The sequence below is a fragment of the Bacillus shivajii genome (assembly GCF_020519665.1).
In the GTDB taxonomy this organism is placed as follows: domain Bacteria; phylum Bacillota; class Bacilli; order Bacillales; family Salisediminibacteriaceae; genus Bacillus_CA; species Bacillus_CA shivajii.
Genome location: NZ_CP084703.1, coordinates 1,111,464 through 1,132,047, shown reverse-complemented (window position 1 = coordinate 1,132,047; position 20,584 = coordinate 1,111,464). Strand labels below are relative to the sequence as shown.

The 20,584-nt window shown below is 37.2% G+C and carries 23 protein-coding genes; 13 read left to right on the top strand and 10 right to left on the bottom strand.

Annotated features, from left to right (window positions below):
* Positions 1-75: 75 nt before the first annotated feature.
* Positions 76-1,194 (top strand): NAD(P)/FAD-dependent oxidoreductase, encoded by a 1,119-nt coding sequence (locus LGQ02_RS05450; RefSeq protein WP_226517193.1) that lies wholly within the window; start codon positions 76-78, stop codon positions 1,192-1,194.
* A gap of 9 nt (positions 1,195-1,203) precedes the next feature.
* A complete protein-coding gene (locus LGQ02_RS05445) occupies positions 1,204-2,346 on the top strand; it encodes a nucleoside recognition domain-containing protein (RefSeq protein ID WP_226517192.1) in 1,143 nt (380 codons plus the stop codon).
* Positions 2,347-2,483: 137 nt separating this feature from the next.
* On the opposite strand, the gene sufU is transcribed toward LGQ02_RS05445, so the two are convergent.
* The 3 genes from sufU to dcd all read right to left on the bottom strand — a co-directional run bounded on the left by sufU (position 2,484) and on the right by dcd (position 4,701).
* Positions 2,484-2,921 carry a Fe-S cluster assembly sulfur transfer protein SufU gene (gene sufU, locus LGQ02_RS05440; RefSeq protein ID WP_226517191.1) on the bottom strand — a complete coding sequence of 146 codons (438 nt, stop codon included), beginning with the start codon at positions 2,919-2,921 and terminating at the stop codon, positions 2,484-2,486.
* Between the two features lie 81 nt (positions 2,922-3,002).
* On the bottom strand, positions 3,003-3,992 hold the full coding sequence (locus LGQ02_RS05435; RefSeq protein ID WP_226517190.1) for a CobW family GTP-binding protein: 990 nt from the start codon (positions 3,990-3,992) through the stop codon (positions 3,003-3,005).
* 160 nt (positions 3,993-4,152) lie between these two features.
* Positions 4,153-4,701: a dCTP deaminase gene (gene dcd, locus LGQ02_RS05430; protein ID WP_226517189.1), complete on the bottom strand. Its 549-nt coding sequence runs from the start codon at positions 4,699-4,701 to the stop codon at positions 4,153-4,155.
* Positions 4,702-4,801: 100 nt separating this feature from the next.
* Here dcd and LGQ02_RS05425 point away from each other — a divergent pair, with 100 nt between their 5' ends.
* Entirely contained in the window at positions 4,802-5,164 is a 363-nt protein-coding gene (locus LGQ02_RS05425) for a hypothetical protein (RefSeq protein ID WP_226517188.1), read from the top strand.
* Positions 5,165-5,222: 58 nt separating this feature from the next.
* Here the strand turns inward: LGQ02_RS05425 and LGQ02_RS05420 are convergent, their stop codons facing one another.
* Positions 5,223-6,197 (bottom strand): CobW family GTP-binding protein, encoded by a 975-nt coding sequence (locus LGQ02_RS05420; protein ID WP_226517187.1) that lies wholly within the window; start codon positions 6,195-6,197, stop codon positions 5,223-5,225.
* Between the two features lie 291 nt (positions 6,198-6,488).
* Between LGQ02_RS05420 and rpsN the strand changes: the two genes are divergently transcribed.
* The 4 genes from rpsN (at position 6,489) to pgeF (ending at position 9,219) form a co-directional block, all read left to right on the top strand.
* Positions 6,489-6,758: a 30S ribosomal protein S14 gene (rpsN, locus tag LGQ02_RS05415; protein WP_226517186.1), complete on the top strand. Its 270-nt coding sequence runs from the start codon at positions 6,489-6,491 to the stop codon at positions 6,756-6,758.
* A gap of 472 nt (positions 6,759-7,230) precedes the next feature.
* Entirely contained in the window at positions 7,231-7,551 is a 321-nt protein-coding gene (locus LGQ02_RS05410) for a DUF2325 domain-containing protein (RefSeq protein WP_226517185.1), read from the top strand.
* 28 nt (positions 7,552-7,579) lie between these two features.
* Complete coding sequence (locus tag LGQ02_RS05405; protein ID WP_226517184.1) at positions 7,580-8,071, top strand: hypothetical protein; 492 nt, start codon at positions 7,580-7,582, stop codon at positions 8,069-8,071.
* Between the two features lie 317 nt (positions 8,072-8,388).
* Positions 8,389-9,219, top strand: a complete 831-nt coding sequence (gene pgeF, locus LGQ02_RS05400; protein ID WP_226517183.1) for a peptidoglycan editing factor PgeF — start codon at positions 8,389-8,391, stop codon at positions 9,217-9,219.
* 62 nt (positions 9,220-9,281) lie between these two features.
* On the opposite strand, the gene LGQ02_RS05395 is transcribed toward pgeF, so the two are convergent.
* Both LGQ02_RS05395 and LGQ02_RS05390 read right to left on the bottom strand, forming a co-directional pair.
* The gene (locus LGQ02_RS05395) at positions 9,282-10,358 is read right to left on the bottom strand and encodes a M42 family metallopeptidase (protein ID WP_226517182.1); all 1,077 of its coding nucleotides are present in this window, start codon (positions 10,356-10,358) and stop codon (positions 9,282-9,284) included.
* 345 nt (positions 10,359-10,703) lie between these two features.
* A complete protein-coding gene (locus LGQ02_RS05390) occupies positions 10,704-11,630 on the bottom strand; it encodes a manganese-dependent inorganic pyrophosphatase (RefSeq protein WP_226517181.1) in 927 nt (308 codons plus the stop codon).
* Between the two features lie 201 nt (positions 11,631-11,831).
* Between LGQ02_RS05390 and LGQ02_RS05385 the strand changes: the two genes are divergently transcribed.
* On the top strand, positions 11,832-12,683 hold the full coding sequence (locus LGQ02_RS05385) for a manganese catalase (protein ID WP_226517180.1): 852 nt from the start codon (positions 11,832-11,834) through the stop codon (positions 12,681-12,683).
* Between the two features lie 77 nt (positions 12,684-12,760).
* On the opposite strand, the gene LGQ02_RS05380 is transcribed toward LGQ02_RS05385, so the two are convergent.
* Positions 12,761-13,423: a potassium channel family protein gene (locus LGQ02_RS05380; RefSeq protein ID WP_226517179.1), complete on the bottom strand. Its 663-nt coding sequence runs from the start codon at positions 13,421-13,423 to the stop codon at positions 12,761-12,763.
* Between the two features lie 524 nt (positions 13,424-13,947).
* On the opposite strand from LGQ02_RS05380, the gene LGQ02_RS05375 reads away from it, so the two are divergent.
* On the top strand, positions 13,948-14,397 hold the full coding sequence (locus LGQ02_RS05375; RefSeq protein WP_226517178.1) for an Lrp/AsnC family transcriptional regulator: 450 nt from the start codon (positions 13,948-13,950) through the stop codon (positions 14,395-14,397).
* Positions 14,398-14,519: 122 nt separating this feature from the next.
* On the opposite strand, the gene LGQ02_RS05370 is transcribed toward LGQ02_RS05375, so the two are convergent.
* Entirely contained in the window at positions 14,520-15,944 is a 1,425-nt protein-coding gene (locus tag LGQ02_RS05370) for a SpoVR family protein (RefSeq protein ID WP_226517177.1), read from the bottom strand.
* Positions 15,945-16,256: 312 nt separating this feature from the next.
* Between LGQ02_RS05370 and LGQ02_RS05365 the strand changes: the two genes are divergently transcribed.
* The 3 genes from LGQ02_RS05365 (at position 16,257) to modB (ending at position 18,093) form a co-directional block, all read left to right on the top strand.
* Positions 16,257-16,433: a hypothetical protein gene (locus tag LGQ02_RS05365; protein ID WP_226517176.1), complete on the top strand. Its 177-nt coding sequence runs from the start codon at positions 16,257-16,259 to the stop codon at positions 16,431-16,433.
* 239 nt (positions 16,434-16,672) lie between these two features.
* Positions 16,673-17,419, top strand: coding sequence for a molybdate ABC transporter substrate-binding protein (gene modA / locus LGQ02_RS05360; RefSeq protein WP_226517175.1), 747 nt, complete (start codon positions 16,673-16,675; stop codon positions 17,417-17,419).
* 14 nt (positions 17,420-17,433) lie between these two features.
* A complete protein-coding gene (modB, locus tag LGQ02_RS05355; protein ID WP_226517174.1) occupies positions 17,434-18,093 on the top strand; it encodes a molybdate ABC transporter permease subunit in 660 nt (219 codons plus the stop codon).
* Between the two features lie 99 nt (positions 18,094-18,192).
* Here the strand turns inward: modB and LGQ02_RS05350 are convergent, their stop codons facing one another.
* Together LGQ02_RS05350 and LGQ02_RS05345 are read right to left on the bottom strand one after the other, a co-directional pair.
* Entirely contained in the window at positions 18,193-18,300 is a 108-nt protein-coding gene (locus tag LGQ02_RS05350) for a YjcZ family sporulation protein (RefSeq protein ID WP_226517173.1), read from the bottom strand.
* Positions 18,301-18,422: 122 nt separating this feature from the next.
* Positions 18,423-18,695: a hypothetical protein gene (locus LGQ02_RS05345; RefSeq protein WP_226517172.1), complete on the bottom strand. Its 273-nt coding sequence runs from the start codon at positions 18,693-18,695 to the stop codon at positions 18,423-18,425.
* Between the two features lie 205 nt (positions 18,696-18,900).
* Between LGQ02_RS05345 and LGQ02_RS05340 the strand changes: the two genes are divergently transcribed.
* Positions 18,901-20,445, top strand: coding sequence for a peptide chain release factor 3 (locus LGQ02_RS05340; protein ID WP_226517171.1), 1,545 nt, complete (start codon positions 18,901-18,903; stop codon positions 20,443-20,445).
* Positions 20,446-20,584 lie beyond the last annotated feature (139 nt).

The following is a 20,584-nucleotide window of genomic DNA, read 5'->3' as shown; positions in this document are numbered from 1 at the left end:
AAATATAATACACTTAAATCGTAATCATTACGATTTATAAAGCCACTACAATTACCTGAAAAGAGGGATTTTTAAATGAAACTATATGACATTATCATTGTTGGTTCCGGCCCTGCTGGTGTCGGTATGGGGGCACTCCTCAAGCAGTTAGGCGTAAACAACTTTGCAATCCTTGAGAAACACGAAGTAGGTAGCACATTTAAGAAATGGCCAAAAGAAACAAGATTATTAACCCCTTCCTTTCCTGGTCATGGATTTGGTCAGCTTGACCTAAATGCAATTGTACCTTCAACATCTCCGGGTTACGCATACGCTTCCGAACATTTAACGGGAGAAGAGTATGCAGATTACTTACGGCGAATTTCAGACCATTTCAAACTGCCAGTACAAACAAAGGTGGATGTGAAGAAAGTTGATAAAGAAGGTGACATATTTGAGGTTCACACGAATAAAGGGCTCTTCCATAGTAAGTATGTCATTTGGGCAGCTGGCGAATTTCAATATCCAAACCTTTACCCATTTGAGGGAAGTGAACATTGTATTCATACTAGCCAAATCGATTCTTGGGCAGAGTTTTCTAATCAAGAACATTATTACATTATTGGCGGGTATGAAAGTGGCATCGATGCAGCGTACCACTTAGTAAAGAACGACAGTCAAGTCACTGTATTAGCTAAAGGAGCCCCATGGGCTGATGAGGATCCAGATCCAAGTGTTTCGCTATCCCCATTTACGAGCGACCGGTTAAGTGAAATTGAAGACGGCAAACAGCTTACCTTAAGAGAGAATGAAGAGGTCGTAGAAGTGGAGCAAGAAAGCAGTCACTTCCTCATTCATTTAAAGTCAGGAAAGGTCCTTACTTCTCCTACAAAACCAATTATGGCTACCGGGTATAAGAGTAGCTTGACGTTAGTTTTCGAGCATTTTTATTGGGGAGATCATGGAGGTATTGAGTTAACAGAGCTCGATGAATCAACGATCTCTGACGGCCTGTTCTTGATTGGTCCTCAAGTAAAGCACAATGATGTGATTTTTTGTTTTATATATAAATACCGCCAAAGATTCGCGGTTGTTGCAAATGAAATATGCACCCGTTTAGGGCTACAAGTCGATGAAAGGGTTTTAGAATTTTATCGGCAAGCACACATGTATTTAGATGACTTATCATGCTGTGATAACAGCTGCATGTGTTAGGAGGACTTCATGAGCGAGCGGTCATCAGTTGTTGATAGTCAAGTTTTGTCGCTTTTTCCACCTCCATTTTTTCGTGCAGCAGCGATTCTTTTCATTTTTCTCATATACGGACTTCCAGTGTTTTTGGCTTATAAAGTATCTTTAACTTTGGATCCATTGGCAGAAATAGCATTGATCTTACCGTTTTCTTCTGCCTTATCTCAATCACCTCCATTCATCTATTCACTGATTGTTGGTGATTACGGTTTGATCTCACTTGGTACATTTTCATTCATATGGGCCTTTCCGGTCGTTGTATTTGTCGGTCTGAGCATTGCCGTTTCCGAACAATCTGGACTTCAAAGAAGACTGATCTATTTAATTGAGCCTCTGCTAAAAAAAATCGGTTTGTCAGGTGCAGATTTTGTTCCGGTTTTAACAGGATACGGCTGTAATGTTGTTGCAGTCCTTCAATCGAAAAATTGCCAATCCTGTACTCGTAAACAATGTGTATCAATGGTTTCTTTCAGTTCTGCCTGTAGCTATCAAATCGGTGCAACATTATCCATCTTTAATGTCGCCAATGCTCCGTGGCTCTTCATTCCTTATATCACATTGCTGTTTGTTGCTGGCGCTGTTCATACGAGGATCTGGTTTATGCCGACTACTTCATCAATGATGTACTCATATGCCTCATCCTTAAGGAAGCCTTCATGGACTCGTGTAAAAATACAGTTGAATGGTATGCTCAGCCAGTTTTTTAAACAAGCGATGCCAATCTTCTTAGTTATTTGTTTCATTGCTTTTCTTTTAGATGAATTAAAGATCATTCATGTGATCATCCAAGTGTTCAAACCTTTATTCGCTTTGCTTACATTGCCTGAAGAAGCTGGCTTAGGTATATTTTTTTCCATCCTAAGAAAAGATGGAATCCTTTTATTTAATGAAAGTAACGGGGCTTTGCTAGCTACTTTCACACTATCAGAGATTTTCGTCGTCGTCTTTCTTGCCTCTACTTTGTCGGGATGTCTTGTAACCATATGGACGATTGCAAAGGAGTTTGGCATAAAACACGCAATGATGCATGCATCAAAACAAGCGGCAACTTCAATCGTTTTCGCCGGCTTACTATTAATTTTCATCAAAGGAATCTCTCATTTACTAGGGTTATAGAATAATAGAAAGAGGATAACTCATAAGTGCCTGGCTCTCTCCATTTTTTAAAAGATGTTGATCATCAACTGATCTGTATCTTGTTATGGAGGTAGCCCTTTGCTTTTGAGTTATCATCTTTTCTAAAAGGAGAAAGTTTAATTAGATCGATCTTGTTTATTTTTCTTAAGAAATGCTCTGTCGAGTGCCTGCCATGGCATAAGTGCACAATTATGCCTTGCTCTTAATTTATGCACCCCCTCTAATGAAACGGCATCACCTAAGTCTGTCTCTTTCGGTAGTTCGCCATTTCGGATGAGCCGCTCCATTGCCTCTCGCATCTTAAATACTTCTTCTACACTTTCCCCCCTTATGAGTTCAGTCATCATTGAACAGGAAGCCATGCTGATACTGCATCCTTCTCCGATAAAACTAACGTCTACAACGGTCTTGTCTTCAACTATCCAATATAACGTCATGACATCACCACAAGTTGGATTTTTATAATGAAGATGACTGCCGTTCTTTAAATCTCGGAAGTTCCGCTTCTTTTTTGAATGGTCCATTATGAGTTGTCGATAGATGTTATCAAGCATTCTACTCCCTCCAATTCCGATATTTAAAAAGAACTGAGCACAGAAATTAATCTCACATGCTCAGCTCTCAAATTCCCATTATCATGCGTAACATTGCTCAAATCTTTCTTGAAACCATTCATGATCCAAGTTCTTACCGATAACCACAAACTCACTCTTTCGATGGTCTTCATCCGGCCATCGCTCTCCAGCCTTTGCACCAAACAGCATATGAATACCTTGAAAGATAATCCGTTTATCAAATCCATCTGCAGATAAAATGCCTTTATACCTGTAAAGTTCTTCTCCCTTTTCATCTATTAATTCATTAAACCAGGATTCAAAACGCTTCATGTCAACCGACCGATACGTTCGTAAAACAATTGACTGTATCTCCTGGTTATGGTGATGGTGGTGTGAGGCATCTAAAAAATGAGGGTCAACCTTTAACTTCTTATCAAGATCAAAAGAAAATTGGTTTAGTAATTCTGATATATTCACTTTCCCGTATTCAGATTCAATCAACATAGCTGTAGGATTCATCATTGTAAGACGAGCGACGACACTCTCTATTTCTTCACTTGAAACAAGGTCGGTTTTGTTTAAGATTAAAATGTCAGCAAATGCCGCCTGTTTTCCGACTTCATTATGAAGAGATAATTGTTTTTGAAAATGGTGACTATCTATAACTGTAACAATCGAATCTAAGTGATAAATCTCGGACAATTCATTGTCGATAAAAAAGGATTGCGCTATCGGAGCCGGCTCAGCAAGGCCTGTTGTTTCAATAATGACACGATCAAAAGATGCATACCCATCTTCTTCAACTGCCTGAATTAAGGCATATAAGGTTTTTATAAGGTCGCTTCGCATTTTACAGCATAAACAACCGTTGTTAAATTCAATAATTTCCTCTTCTGCACCAATAACAAGTTGTTGATCAATTCCTGCATCCCCAAATTCATTTACAATCACAGCAATCCGTTCATCTTGTTGATCCTGTAATATACGGTTTAACAACGTTGTCTTCCCAGAGCCTAAAAAGCCCGTCAAAACAGAAACCGGAATACGTTTATATCCTTGACCTTTCATACCAAATCTCCTTTTAATATTTTATAAATCGTAACCATTACGATTTATTAACACCTTATCTTATTTACTTCCTCTTGTCAAAAAATCCCACGTGCCAGGCACCTGGAAATAAGTCCCATCTCCCTGGCATGTGGGATTTGCTCGTGGGATTTAATGAAAATTAATTTTCTTCTTGTGCTACTTCTTTATCTTTATAAATATAGCTCCCTACCGCACCTTTTTGTTTTTGGTACTTTCCGTTATAAGAGAAGTTACAGGGTTGATCCATTTCCGCAAAAACAAGTTGACAGACCCTTCTACCTGAAGTTAATTCAATTGGGACTTTGTTTGCGTTAAACAGTTCTAACGTTATTTCACCTTCAAATCCCGGATCGACCCAGCCTGCATTTTGAATAAAGAGTCCCATTCTTCCAATACTGCTCCTGCCTTCTACAAATGCAGATAAGTTTGCAGGCAATTTCACATACTGCTCTGTCGTAGCTAGTAAAAATGACTGTGGCGGTATGATCACTCTCCTGCTTTCAAATGCCTCTTCTTGAACCGGACGATCTAAAGAAATCATACTCACTTGATGTTCATTCATTTTTCGAAAATGGGTCCCAAGGGTTAAATCAACAGATGCAGGTTGAACTTGTTCTTCCTGTAAATGAGAAATTACCAGTTTTTCTTCTTTCATATACTTTTTGATCCCAACATCAGATAAAATCATTTGTCATCCCTCTTTACAACATTGAATATAATATGATTAAATACTATTATAAATCGAAATCGTTACGATTTAAACCGTAAAATAATGGAGTGATTCCACAATGGATATGCGACGGTACGAATACGCGAGGCAAAGATGCATTGAGCGCCTGCCCAAGTCAGAAAGAAAATTATTTACATTTGTTGAGGAAAGAGAAAATAGCTTGGCTGATCAAGCACATACAGAGAACCAGTTCGTACAACTTCTGCAGCAGAACTCTCCTATTATTGAAGCCGCAGAAGAGTTTGACATGAATCCTAAAACCGTTTATGAATGCGTTCAATTCATTGAAAAGAAACTAATGGATCAAGCGACAGAGCTCGCGAAAAAAATGAAACTGATTGATTACACCGATGCATTTCGTCTTCAGGGACTTTGTCCGGTTGAGCGAAAAGCAAAATACTATTTCTTTATTGATCAATAAATTTAATCCCCCTAGAAACAAAGACAACAAAGGGAAAAGCCCTTTGTTGTCTTTGTTTTTATACATTCAATTTTTCCCATTCACTTTTTATTTCATCTATGTTTAGGTCTATCCCAATTAATACTAAATACTGGTTGCCCTTATAATCAGTTGGCTCCCAGGAACTTCTTTTCATCGCATGTTGTAATAAGTACGTTCCTTTTTTTAAAGAAATATACCCTTTTGCTCTGAGTAAATTAGGTCTCCACTTTTTTAAAAACTTCTCAATTTTAGTAGATTTAATTGGTTGGGTGATGCTTAATGTAAGTGTATTTATCCGAGAGAACGATTTGTCTTGATTATGTGCATGATGATGGCTATGATGTGGGTGTGTAGAATCTTCGTTTACTCGTAGCGTTCGTTTATTTTTAATTTTACCTATATTTAACAATAAATGATCAACGTCAATTTTACTATACGTTGTATAATAAATTGGTGAAACAGCATTTTGTTTAATAATCGCTTTATTTACTTTTTCTTTATGAGAGTTTGATATCAAGTCTACTTTATTGACAATTAATAGATCCGCAACTTGAATCTGTCGCCTTGTCGTTCGAACAAGTTCTCGGTCTGCTTCAAAAATACTATTATATTCTAGTAAATTTTCACCATCAAGAACTGTCACGACTTTGTCTAAGTAAAGGTACTCTCGTAGTTGCGGTTCTGTTAAAGAGTCAACCACTTCCTCGGGGTTTGCAACCCCTGTCAATTCAATAAAAATAACATCTGGTTTTTTTTGAAGTAACTTGATCATAGACTCAGTCACTTCACTTTTTTTATTACAACAAATACAACCATCCAATAACTTTTCAACAATTTGACTTCCGTTTGTTTGAAGAACGATTTCTCCATCCATATCAGTCTTTCCTATTTCATTTATTAATACCGCAGGGGTCATTTTCTTTTCTTCACAACGATGAAGCATATGTTTTAGTAGCGTCGTTTTTCCACTTCCTAAAAAACCACTTAATACAACCACTGGAATTTTGTTCATTTTCTACACCCAACTCCTTACCTTATTTTTTCACTCTATAATCTATAAAAATTTGTAAGCACACTGAATTAACTAATCTTAATTGAGACCTTAAAAATATATGAAAAAGTCTAACACAATCACAAACCGTAATGATTACGATTAATATATATACTACTCATTTCACGTTTATATGTCAAAAGCTTCGATTAAAATTCTCAACGCCCCTCTTTACTAATGTTCCTTTTTTCGTTATTATATTTAACAAAGCGTAATGATTACGATTTAATAAAAAATGAAAGGATGACACTTATGGCTAAAAAATCAAAAGTTGCTAAGGAAAAAAAGCGTCAAGCGCTTGTCGCGAAGTATGCTGACTTAAGAAGGGAATTAAAAGAAAAAGGAGACTATGAAGCGTTAAGAAAGCTTCCAAGAGACTCTTCTCCTACTCGTCTCACACGTAGATGTGAAATGACTGGCAGACCACGTGGAGTTATTCGCAAATTTAAGCTTTCTAGGATCGCCTTCCGCGAACTAGCCCACAAGGGGCAAGTTCCTGGAGTGAAGAAGTCAAGCTGGTAATAGAAAAGAAGCCAATCCGCTTGGCTTCTTTTTTTATAATTTATTCCCGTTACTTGTATGTAGGAGCGGTTTTATCAGTCACTCAATTTCAGTGATAATAACTATACTAACAGGCTTATCAGAGTAGCCCAAAATACAAACACGAAACAGGATGCAAACCTTAAAAGGTCATATTTTTCCGCGAGAATACCTCGGTTTTAAAAGAAGATACTCGAAGAAACCCTCTTTCAAGAACTACTTATTATAGAGGTGGTCCATGATTAAAAGACATCTACAATGAAAAGTCCTCCATGATCATTTATTAAACGAAACATATTTGGTTGCCCATACTTCATCTATCATCGATTTTTCTAACTTCTTCGAGCATGTAAAGAAATCTTAACATTCATTCTATTGTTTATATATACTTTTTCATTTATACTTTAATTGATAATGATTATCAGTATTGATTAAAGGGAGGAGAAAAATACATATGGCTACTTTACTCATTATCGGTGGTGATCAATTAGGAGCTATTCCAAAACACTTAGAATCTCTTGGGTTTAAGGAGATTAATCATATTGATGGACGCAAAAAAAGTATGATCAGAAAAGACATCCCTGATAATACTGATTTAATCCTTATCCTTACTGACTTTATTAATCATAACTTAGCCAAGAAAATTAAGGGGCGTGCTGAAAAGAGGAATATCCCTATTTGCTTTTCTCGGAGGTCTTGGTGTTCTATTTATAAAACGATGGTTACTTGTGAACATGCGTGTGAGCATTGTCCATTCTTAGTAAAAGATGATTGATTGATCGATTCGTTTACCTAGAGGTGATATGATGCTAGTTATTAACCGAACAAAAAGTCCAACATCTAAGTCCACAGTACAAGACTTAATTAATCAAATGATGAAACAAATAATGATAGAAAGTAAAACAATTGAGAAGAAAAACTTATTAGATACCATATACAGAGAATGTCATCCTTGCGTTTCATCCCTCTTCTCTACTTCTGGAGACTTTTTATTAAGAATGTCTGCAATAATCGATTACATATTACAAATCCTAACAAGGTTACGTGCCTTTGACCTTAAGCAAATCATAGAATATAGAGGGACTTACATATTCTTCGGCAAAAATAATCAAGATCTAACCGAAGTATGGGTATTTTTATCCGCTGAAACAAAAGAAGATCAACTTTTCAAGCATGGTATTAAAGACATCATCTCCGAAAACAGTTCATCAAACTTTTCATCCCCATGGGTTTGTTTCCTTTATTGTTTAGATGATGGGGAGTTAAAAGATTTTTTCCTCCTTTCTCCTTCATGAGATAAAATAGCGAATTGCCCTTACATACACTTTTCAAAATAAAGCTTAAAACTCACGCGTTAATAACAGTTGGCTAATCCTTTTCCTTGCAAAGTCTATCCGTATTTTCTCAAGAGTTATTCGTATTCACCCAAGAGTTATTCGTATTTACCCAAAAGTTGTTCGTATTCACCCAAAAGTTATTCGTATTTACCCAAAAGTTGTTCGTATTCACCCAAAAGTTGTTCGTATCCACCCAAAAGTTATTTGTATTCACTCTTAAAGGTCTCGAATATGCTAAAATTAGGATGATTATTATACGAAAAGGGTGTTTCCAAATGAACGTTGAACCATTTTCTAAAGATCAAAAGTACGCCACTTTTTTAAATAGATGGAATTCTCTCAAAGGGAATGTCATTGCCGGTTTTACTACAAAACAAGGTGGGGTTAGTGGAGGAGAGTATTCTTCGTTAAACCTATGTCTGCATGTAAATGACAATTGTGAAACGGTCGTAAAAAACAGAAACCTACTTGCTGAACATCTCGGCTTCCCTATGACTCGTTGGGCGTGTGCCGATCAAGTTCATGAGAACAGCATTGCTAAAGTGACAAAGGATGACGCTGGAAAAGGTGTGCTCAATTACGACGACGCGATTAAAGGCACAGACGGCCTTTATACAAATGAGAGCAATGTCCTTTTAACATTGTGCTACGCAGATTGTGTTCCAATCTATTTCCTAGGACCTGATAAAAATTTGGTTGGCGTTGCTCATGCAGGATGGAAAGGTACTGTAAAGGATATTAGTGGGGAAATGGTACGTACGTGGAAAAACGAAGAAGCGATAGATCCAGCTAATATTTACGCTGCTATCGGTCCATCCATTGGCTCTTGTTGTTATGTCGTCGACGATTATGTCATTGATTTTGTCAAAGAAGTTTTAAAACAGCCAACTGAACTCCCTTACAAAGAAGTAAGCAAAGGACAATACACGCTTGATTTAAAAAAATTAAATAAAATGTTGCTCGTCCAAGCTGGAGTTTTACAAGAAAATATTGACGTATCTTCTTATTGCACAAGTTGCGAAGATACATTATTTTTCTCACACCGTAGGGACCAAGGAAAAACAGGGCGTATGCTCAGCTTCATCGGAATGAAAGAAACTAGATAAAGATAAAAGGTGCCAGGCACCTGGAAATAACCTTCCAGGTGCCTGGCACTTTGCACTTTATCCTACCCTAATCCTTTAACTTGTTCAATCGTAGATGAATCTAATGATGTAATCACTTTTACTAATAGCTTTACGGCATTTTCTAAGTCGTCGAAATGAACGAGTGAAACGTGACTATGGATGTATCGTGATGGTACACTGACAACCATTGTTGGAACACCAGCATGAGCTAAATGGAACTTGCCTCCGTCTGTCGCTCCCCCATCCATTAATTCTAGTTGATAAGGAATGTTATTTGATTTTGCAGTTTCAACGACAAAATCACGAAGTTTTCTATGAGGTACCATTGAGCGATCTAGGAATCCTAAAATCGGACCATCACCTAATGCAAGTGTTCCTTCTTCGCTACTCATTCCAGGTGTATCTGTTGCAACACCAACATCGGTTGCAAATGCAATATCCGGATTAATCTTATGTGCAAGTGTTTCAGCGCCACGTAATCCAACTTCTTCTTGAACTGTAGCACCTGAATATAATGTATTTGGCAGTGACTGCCCTTTCAACTCTTCCATCACTCGTAATGAAATATAACAACCAGCACGGTTATCCCAGTTTCTCGCTAATAACATCTTATCATTTGGAAGAATTTCAAATGGACAAATCGTTGTAACAGGATCACCAACTCTTACACCAAATGACTCTGCCTCTTCACGATTTCTCGCACCAATATCTATAAACATTTTATCGATTTCGAGAACTTTTTTTCTTTCTTCAGGTTTTAGTACGTGAGGAGCTTTTGAGCCAATGACGCCCGTTAAGTCCCCTTTATTTGTCATCACTTTCACTCGTTGTGAAAGCATAACGTGGCCCCACCATCCACCTAACGCACGGAACTTTAAAAAACCATCTTTCGTAATATGACTTATAATAAATCCAACTTCATCTAAGTGCCCTGCAAGGAGAATTTTCTTTTCACCGTCTCCCATTTTACCGACAAGACTTCCTAAATTATCAGTCTCAATTGTATTTGAAAAAGAAGAGATTCTTGTTTTCATGACGTTATAAATGCGGTCTTCAAAGCCTGGAACCCCTTCTGTATCTGTTAACTCTTTCATTAATTCCATTTTCTTTTGCTCCATACATGTCACTCCTACATAGTTTTCTTTAGTATGAGCAAAAATTGAAGTACTTCATGCACGAATGAAAAACATTTTTCCATAGTGCTTCGTGAAAGCGAAGCAACAAACACAGCTTCACCGAACCACTGAGAGCTGCGCCGACGCATCCAGCTACTTAGCATAAGCTAGTAGAGGAAGAAGCAACAAACACAGCTTCGCCGAACCACTAAGAGCTGCGCCGACGCATCCAGCTACTTAGCATAAGCTAGTAGAGGAAGAAGCAACATGTGTTTCCAAATTAAGAATTTATTTTCAAGTTAGACTAAAAAAGGTTGCTCCCGCTGGAACAACCTTTTCCCTCTTTCATTATTTCATCGCTTCAGTTAACTGAGGTACGACTTGTTTTTTACGAGAAACGACGCCTTTTAAAATCGCTGTTTGGTCATGAAGCTGTACGTTAAACGCCTCTTCTACCGCTGCTGTCGGCTCACCGACAGCTAACGCGTGAGAATCATTTTCTAGGATGTCTGTAACGAGGAATAAGAAAAGGTCTAAACCTTTCTCTTTCATCGTTTTTTCAATCGCTTTTGTAATTTCTTCTTGTTGGGCAAAAACTTCTTTCGGATCAACTGTGTTTACTTGAGCAACTTCAACTTTACTCTCACCCATCTGGAATTCTTTTGCGTCTAAAGAAATTAGCTGTTCAACAGACTTGTCGCTTAAATCCGCACCAGCTTTCAGCATTTCAAGACCATATTCTTTCGCATCAACACCCGAAATTTCAGCAAGTTTTTCAGCAACTTGTACATCTTCTTCTGTACAAGTCGGTGAGTTAAATAGTAGTGAGTCAGAAATGATCGCAGAAAGCATAAGTCCAGCGATATTTTTTGGAATCTCAACATTGTTTTCTTTATATAGCTTATAAAGAATTGTTGCCGTACACCCAACTGGTTCTGCTCGGAAATATAATGGATCACTCGTTTCGAAGTTCGAAACTTTATGGTGGTCAATCACTTCAAGAATTCGAACATCTTTAATGTCCTCCACACTTTGTTGGAATTCATTATGGTCAACTAATATAACTTCATTTACTTCATCAGATGCCTTTGAAATTAGACGCGGGCTTTCAGCATGAAATTGGTTTAATGCATACTCTGTCTCACCATTAACTTCGCCTAATCTGACAGGTTCAGCATCCATACCAAGACTCTTCTTTAAATCTGCATAGGCAATTGCCGAACAAATCGTATCCGTATCAGGGTTTTTGTGTCCAAAAATAAACACCTTTGTCATATGTATCACTCCTCCAAATCATTTCTACCACTTCACGAACAAAAATACAACTTTAATCATAAAAAAATCAGCAATTTTTATAAATACCATTTTTAACCAGGTGCCAGGCACCTGGTTTTGATTTCCAATTACAAACATTGGTCTGTGACAAGTATTTGGAAAATAGACTAAATATAGAGTGTTTATAATGGAGGGGATAGTATGTTTTATCATATCAAGGAGTTGCAATATGAAGCTCGTCCATCTAGACCTGATCCGATGTTTGCTAGACAGCTTCAAGAAATTTTAGGCGGCCAATTTGGAGAAATTTCCGTGTCATTGCAATATTTATTTCAAGGTTGGAACTTCCGTGGAGATGAAAAGTATCGTGACTTACTGATGGATGTTGGTACAGAAGAATTAGCCCATGTAGAGATGCTCGCCACAATGATTGCTCGTCTTCTGGATAAGGCACCCGTTGGAGACCAGGAAATTGCTGCACAAAATCCTGTCGTAGGAGCTATATTAGGAGGAATGAATCCACAACACGCAATCGTTTCAGGACTAGGGGCTATGCCTGCTGATAGTAACGGCAACAGTTGGACAGCAGATTATATCATCGCTAGTGGCAATCTTTTAGCTGATTTCCGTGCTAATTTAAACGCCGAATCTCAAGGACGCCTACAAGCTGTTCGACTTTACGAAACAACGACAGACCCTAGTGTAAAAGATATGTTATCATTTTTAATTGCTCGAGATACGATGCATCAAAATATGTGGAAAGCAGCCATCGCTGAACTTGAAGCACAAGAAAACATTGTTGTACCGAGTACTTTCCCACGTGAATTAGAAAAACAAGATGTAGCATACGACTTCTACAATTTATCAGAAGGTGAAGAAAGTAAACGAGGAAGATGGGCAAGAGGAAGAAGTATGGATGGTTTAAGTCACTTCAATTACGTTTCACCACCGCCTGCATTTGGTCCAGCTCCTGACCTTAGTCCTGCTCCCCCATATATTCACAACACGTTGCCAACGATTCGTGACAAACATATTGATATAAATAAAGGTTAATGAAAACAACAAAATCACAGTGATAGCGACTAGTAAACCGAGTCACTGTGTTTTATTATTTTTCTTTTCTTTATTTACTACATCGCTAGATCTTCAAATCGCTTGATGTCTTTGTTATGACCAATAACGATAAGCAAATCGCCTTTTACAATTTTATAATCAGGTTCAGGTGAAATATTAATTTCCTCACCTTGTTTAATTGCTAAAATCGTAATCCCATATTTTGCCCGGATATCAAGGTCAATTAATGTTTTCCCTTCAAGTTTAGATGAAGCAATTAATTCGACAATACTATATTCATCTGAAAGCTCGATAAAGTCGATGACTTTTTCATCTGCCATTTGCTGTGCGATACGTCTTCCCATATCATTTTCTGGATGAACGACCTGATCGGCACCAATTTTTTCTAGTACTTTATGGTGATAGTCATTCTTTGCTTTCACCCAAACATTTTCTATTCCTAATTCTTTTAATAAAAGAGTAGTTAATATACTTGCTTGAATATTATCACCAATTGCTACGACAACATGATCAAAGTTTCGTATACCTAACGAGCGAAGCATCGCTTCATCTGTCGCGTTAGCAACAACGGCATGTGTTGCAACATTTGCAAATTCATTTACTTTATCTTCTTGGGAATCAATCACAAGTACTTCGTGACCTTGAGAAATCAACTCTTTACAAACACTGCCACCGAACCTTCCAAGTCCGATTACAACGAACTGTTTACCTTTAGCCATAGATTCATCTCCTTGATAATTAAACAAATCACTAGGATATGTGCATTGTTCCATAGTATAAAAAAGGATTCGCACCTTCACTGTTTTATGTATGAATTTATATATGATAATTTACTCTTCGCTTTTACCATTGTCAATATAAAAAACATGACACTTTTTTATTTTAATTTCTTCTTCTTTTTTTAATGCAAACGATCTACCAATTAAAAAAAGCATTCTCAAAAGTAGAAACTACTTCATAAGTGAATGATCATTGATCAAAAGGGCTGTCTTGCAGCCCTTTCAACAATTTCCTTCTAAATCTCCCACTTTTCCACTTAATCAACATAAGTCGCCATAATCTATTATTTTCATCTACACTTCGTACCACCAATATAAATGACATGTTATAATCATATAGACAAGGTATCTTAAATTTCCGAAAATTAACTCTTCTGTTGATAAGGAAAACTCTTAAAGAAAGATACTACAAATACACTTATAATGTTCTTAGAGTGATCGATATTAGGGAGGTGGTGAAAGGGATGAAGATTGATGAGACAGACAGAAAGATTTTAGAACTGTTAATGGAAAATGGAAGAATGTCATACGTAGATATTGGAAAGGAATTAAATTTATCCCGTGTTTCCGTCCGAGAAAGAGTTAATCAATTAACGGAAAACGGTGTTATAGAAAAATTTACTGTCGTTATTAATTCAGAAAAAGTTGGTAAAGGAGTTTCTGCTTTTTTTGAAGTCGATTGTGAACCAAGTTCACTCGTTCAAGTGGCCGAATCACTCGCTAGTAACCCGAAAGTTGCCAGCTGTTATCAAATGACCGGTCCAAGTACATTACATATGCATGTTCTTGTTGAAGATTTTATAAAACTAGAACACTTTATAAACGAAGAACTATACGCATTAGAAGGAATTACACGAGTAGAAAGCCATATATTATTGCGACGATTCCGAAGTCGAACAGGGTTAAAATTATAAAAGAGGATCACTCAAAAGCAAAGTGCCAGGCACCGCCATAACAAGATAAAAATAGAACTTAATGATCTATATCTTGCAATAGGATGGAGAAGCCAGGCACTTATGAGTCATCCTCTTTTTATTTACTTATATCTTTTATGAATTTTTCTACCATCGTACGTAAATACAATGTTTCTTTCAGCGAGCACTGTTTCAATGTGAACTGGGCGGCCCCATAGCTGATAGACATATGGCAACGTTTTTTCTAGGTATTGGGTATCTAATTCAATCCCTTCATACTCATGTGACAAGAGCAATTCACCGTTTTTCAAATGGTCGCCATCCTTTACTACAATATATGGAAACCCGCCGTTCACACGACTTGATATTAGTTGGTCACGAACTTGCTCCCATTCTTTATCGACAACTTTATAATCACGACCTTTTTTCTGGAACAAATACATATCTTCACGTAAAACGAGATCTTTTGTTAAATAATTTCGGATAAATGATATATCTGATTCAATTTCTCGTACTTCAAAGATTTTTTCTCTGCCACTGTTTGGTTTCACACCTTGCTTCGCTTTCATGTCATCTGTTGGTTTGTTATAACGCTCTTCAATATCTTCGAATATTTTCAACCCTAGATAATACGGATTAATTTGTGTTTTTGACGGTTGCACGACTCCTGCATTCAGCTTCGCAAACTCAACCGATTCCTCAGCTGTTAAGTTCATTTCACGTAGAATCCGTTGATGCCAATAAGATGCCCAGCCTTCGTTCATAATCTTTGTTTCAAGCTGTGGCCAAAAATATAGCATTTCCTCACGCATCATCGTCAAAATATCCCGCTGCCAATCTTCCAACTCACGACTGTATTCTTCAATAAACAATAAAATATCTTTCTCAGGTTGTGGCGGCAACTTCTTTTTCTTTTTCCTCTTTATAGGCTTTTCTTTTTTATCGGAATCATCAATCCCCCATAAGTCATCATAATCACTACTTACTTGCGGATAATCATCATCTTCTTCAAAATACACATCTTCTTTCGTCCAACTTAACTTTGGTCTAACTAGGCTAGGGTCAATATGTTCTTGGATTGCTAATACAGCATCTAAAAACGTTTCTACCTCTTCTTTACCATGAACTAATTCATAATGTGCGATCCTTTCAGCAGTCGCTGTCATACTCTCAACCATATCTCGCCTTGTGTTTGAAAAACGAACATTATTTTTGAAGAAGTCACAATGCGCAAGCACATGAGCAATAATTAACTTATTTTGAATTAACGAGTTCGTGTCTAGTAAAAATGCATAACAAGGGTCAGAGTTAATAACGAGCTCGTAAATCTTACTTAATCCTAAGTCATATTGCAATTTCATCTTATGAAACTGTTTACCAAAGCTCCAATGTGAAAACCTCGTTGGCATACCATAAGCACCAAACGTATAAATAATGTCTGCCGGACAGATCTCATAACGCATTGGGTAAAAATCAAGCCCGAACCCTTCAGCAATTTCAGTGATTTCATCAATCGCCTTAGTAATCGCTTGGTCGTCCCTTTCCATCGGTTTTCCCTCCCTGCCAATGTCTTATCTCATTGTATGAGAGAAACTATAAATAAATGAAAAGAAGTGACGATCAGTTAACGCCTATATTACTAACCATTCATTTTTATACACATGAGCAAGTTTAAGTTCGTGTTCATTAAACATAATATGAATAATAATAAGTGACAAGATAGAAGATAATTATAGTCCTTAAAAACTTATAAGCAGGAATTCGTTCGCTCAACAAGAATATACTTATTTATAATGATTAAAACGTTTTCACTGTACTTATAGAAAAAACAATTAGATATGAACAAGTGAGGTGATAAAATGATGAAGGCCTTTTTAACTCCGATTTGTTTCTTATTGATTCCGATTTTTTATGTCATTGTCGGTTTACTTGGTTTCTCTCAATATGGGGTGATTTTTTGGTCTGGTGCAACCATCCTTAGCTTGCTTGGTGCATATTTCACCCGTTTTTACACACCTGCAGAATATATATACTGAGTTAAAAAGCATTCGGAGGCTTGTTTCTTCGAATGTTTTTTTACTGTTGATCACAGGACGTGATCGACTATAACCGAAGTTCCTTTCTAAAGTTTGGCGACAAGCCAAGTTTTGTTTATATTTCACGACTTATACAAAAATTTGTTCCCTATTTACCGACAATTTCTTATACAATATGTATAAATATATGCTTAACGACATTTTGAAAGTTATTTATGTTGTTAAGGGAGGATTCTCTGATGTATAAGCTTCTAATAATAACTCTATTCACCCTTATTTTATCTGGGTGCGCGATTTATAACGATGACAATAAAATATATGTACTTGCTGCAGCTAGCCTTTCTAATGTGATGGCAGATATTAAACAAGTTTATGAAGAAGCCCACCCTGATGTTGAGTTAGTTGTTACTTATGGATCTTCTGGTAGACTTCGTCATCAAATCCTACAAGGCGCTCCAGCAGATGTTTTCCTCTCAGCATCCACCGCACACATGGATGAACTTGAAGAAAAAGATGAATTAAATAAACGAACGAACCTTTTGCTAAATCAGCTTGTTATTGCCTTATCAGACAGTAATACTTCCATCAAAAATATTGATGACTTAACCGACTTTCAAAGCATTGCAATTGGCCAACCAGAGCTTGTACCTGCTGGCCGATATGCAATGACTGCTTTAATGAATGCTGAAATATGGGAAGAAATAGAAAACCAACTCGTTTTCACAAATGATGTAAGACAAGCTCTTACGTATACTGAAACAAACAATGTTGATGCGGGAATTGTTTATGAAACAGAAGCGATTCACTCTTCAGTAAATATCCGTTACCTCCCAGTTGATCAAAGCTTATATCCTGCAATCATTTATCCTATTGCCTTATTACAAGAATCTAAAAATGTACAAGAATCAACCCATTTCTATGATTGGTTACAAAGTGAAGATTCACTTAATATTTTTCAAAACCATGGCTTTACAACTATTCCTTAAATGAGTGATTAAAGATGTATACAGAATTTTTAACTCCAATTTATATTTCTATACAAGTTACGTTTATCGCAAGTCTACTCGCTTTTACAGTCGCAGTTGCTGCAGCTGGCATGATGAAACGAAAACACTTTAGAGGGAAGAACATCGTTGAGACGATCTTCATGTTACCACTTGTACTCCCTCCTACTGTCATTGGTTTCGGTTTGTTATATATGTTTGGTCGAAACAGTGCTATCGGGCAAATGTATGAACGAATTTTCCACGATTCGATCGTCTTTTCATTTTGGGCCGCTGTCATTGCCGCCACTGTTGTTGCATTCCCCTTAATGTATCAAACGTTAAAAGCAGGCTTTGAACAAGTCGACCGGGAACTTGAAGAAGTTGCGAAAGTACTTGGAGGGAACTCATTACAAGTTTTTCGTTATGTAACACTCCCGCTTTCTAAAAATGTTTTACTAGTCGGTATTGTTCTTGGAGCTGCGCGTGCCTTAGGGGAATTCGGTGCGACAATGATGTTTGCTGGAAATATCCCTGGTAGAACGCAAACAGTTCCAACAGCGATTTATGTAGCTGTTGAGATGGGAAAAACAGAGTTAGCACTATACTGGGTAATATCGATCATTATATTGTCCTTTTTCATGCTTTATTTTGTCCGACGCTCGTCGTCATCATAAAAGTTAAAATCAAGGATCCTATATGAAAGTAACAAAACAAGATCCGCACTTTTTAGAGTAAATATAATTAAAAGCAGCCGTGGTGGCTGCTTTTAATTATTAATACATATACGTTGCGCCGATAATCACTAGCAAGATGAAGAGCACTAAGATTAAAATGAACGTGTCTCCATATCCTGGAGTCGGACAAGGTTGTTTGTGTGACATTATGTCATCCCCCTTTTCCCATGTGGTCAATTTCATCATATGCAAATGCCTTGATTGTGAGTGGGCGGATGCCTTATCCTACAATATTTTCATATTCAATTTTTGTCTGAAGATCTACATTTTTATCCTGAGGTCGTGCGAATCATCGTAAAAAAGACGATCACAAACGCATAAAGTGCACATAACAGCAACAAATAAGCATAGGGATAGCTCTCTTTCCCTTTTCTCCATACAAAAAATGCTCCAACAGAAAAGAATAAACCAATGACAAAAACATGGGTTGGAAACCCCCACTCTCGTTCACCATTAGTCCAAATAGATATTATTGTTGTAGCTGAAACAATGAAAAAAATTCCACTCATTAGCCAATACCACATACGGTCTGAAGAAAACATTATATCTTCTCCTTTCAAAAAACCAATACTTCTATCGTATATATATACCCTTTACATAGGTTGTTTAAATATAGTAGTAATGTTTATTTTTCCGGTAAATAGACCAACATGATGAAATAATTTTCAAATTCCCGTGATACTTTTACGATTTTTGTTTATAATTGAGAATTGGAGCTATTGAACTTGAAAAGAAAGGGTTATGTACATGTCTAATGAAAAACCAAGACGAACATTTGCGATCATCTCCCACCCAGACGCAGGTAAAACAACCTTAACAGAAAAAGTATTATTTCTTGGGGGCGGGATTCGCAGTGCCGGAACAGTCAAAGGAAAAAAATCCGGGAAGTTCGCTACATCTGACTGGATGGAAATTGAAAAGCAACGTGGAATTTCTGTTACATCAAGTGTGATGCAACTTATTTATAATGACGTTCAAATTAATATTTTAGATACACCAGGTCACCAAGACTTCAGTGAAGATACGTATCGTACACTAACAGCCGTAGATACAGCTGTAATGGTCATCGACAGCGTAAAAGGGATCGAAGCACAAACGTTAAAGCTCTTTAAAGTTTGTCGTATGCGCGGTATTCCGATTTTAACGTTTATTAACAAGCTGGATCGTGAAGGTAAGGAACCACTTGACCTACTATCCGAAATTGAAGAAGTACTTGAAATGGAAACGTACCCGATGAACTGGCCAATTGGTATGGGAAAAACATTAAAAGGAATCTACAGCATTCCAGATGAAAAAATTGAAGTGTTCAATGACTCTCACGAACGTGAAATTGTCCCATACAGTGATCAAACAGTTCTTGAAAGTTACGAAAAGGAAAAACTAGAAGAAGATATTATGCTTTTAGAAGAAGCCGGTAATGAATTCACAATGGAGAAAGTGCAAAATGGTACATTAACACCTGTATTTTTCGGAAGTGCACTCTCTAGTTTCGGCGTTCAGTCTTTCCTTGACCAATTCGTTAAACTGGCTGCCGAACCGCAGCCACGTAAAGCATCTGGGGAATACATTGATCCTGAAAGTGACCAATTCACAGGATTTATTTTCAAAATCCAAGCAAACATGAACCCGAATCACCGTGACCGTATTGCGTTTTTACGCGTTTGTTCTGGGAAGTTTGAACGTGGCATGGAAATTATGCTTTCACGTACAGGGAAGAAAATGAAGTTAAGTCAATCTCATTCATTTTTTGCCTCTGACAGAGAAAATGTGGATACAGCAATGGCAGGAGATATTATCGGGATATATGACTCTGGAAACTTTGAAGTCGGTGATACACTCGTCACAGGCAATGAGCGACTTGTTTATGAAGAAATGCCACAGTTCCCACCTGAGAAATTTGCAAAAGTAACAGCGAAAAACGCTCTTAAGCATAAACAGTTCCATAAAGGAATGTCTCAACTCGTTCAAGAAGGTACAATCCAACTTTACAAAACGCCTTACTTTGAAGACTATATTATTGGTGCTGTCGGGGAACTGCAATTCCAAGTGTTCGAATATCGAATGAAAAACGAATATAACTCCGACATTGAATTTCAACATATGACACATGAGCTTGCCCGCTGGGTAACAAAAGGCGAAGTGACTGACAAAATGACTGACAGCAGAAAAATGCTCGTAAAAGATCAGCACGGGCGTTCCGTCATTCTGTTTGAAAATGATTTCGCTCTGCGCATGTTCCAAGACCGTAACCCTGATATTGAACTATCTACCGGATGGGATCTATTAGAATAACTTGTAATAAAAGACCTCTTGAAAGAGGTCTTTTTTGTTTAGTTTTGTTAAAGTCTAGTGTTGTTATAGAAATGTGTTGTTGATGTCGTTGTAGTGATGCGAGGGATATCCGGCGACTCCAGCACAAGTACCAACTTCA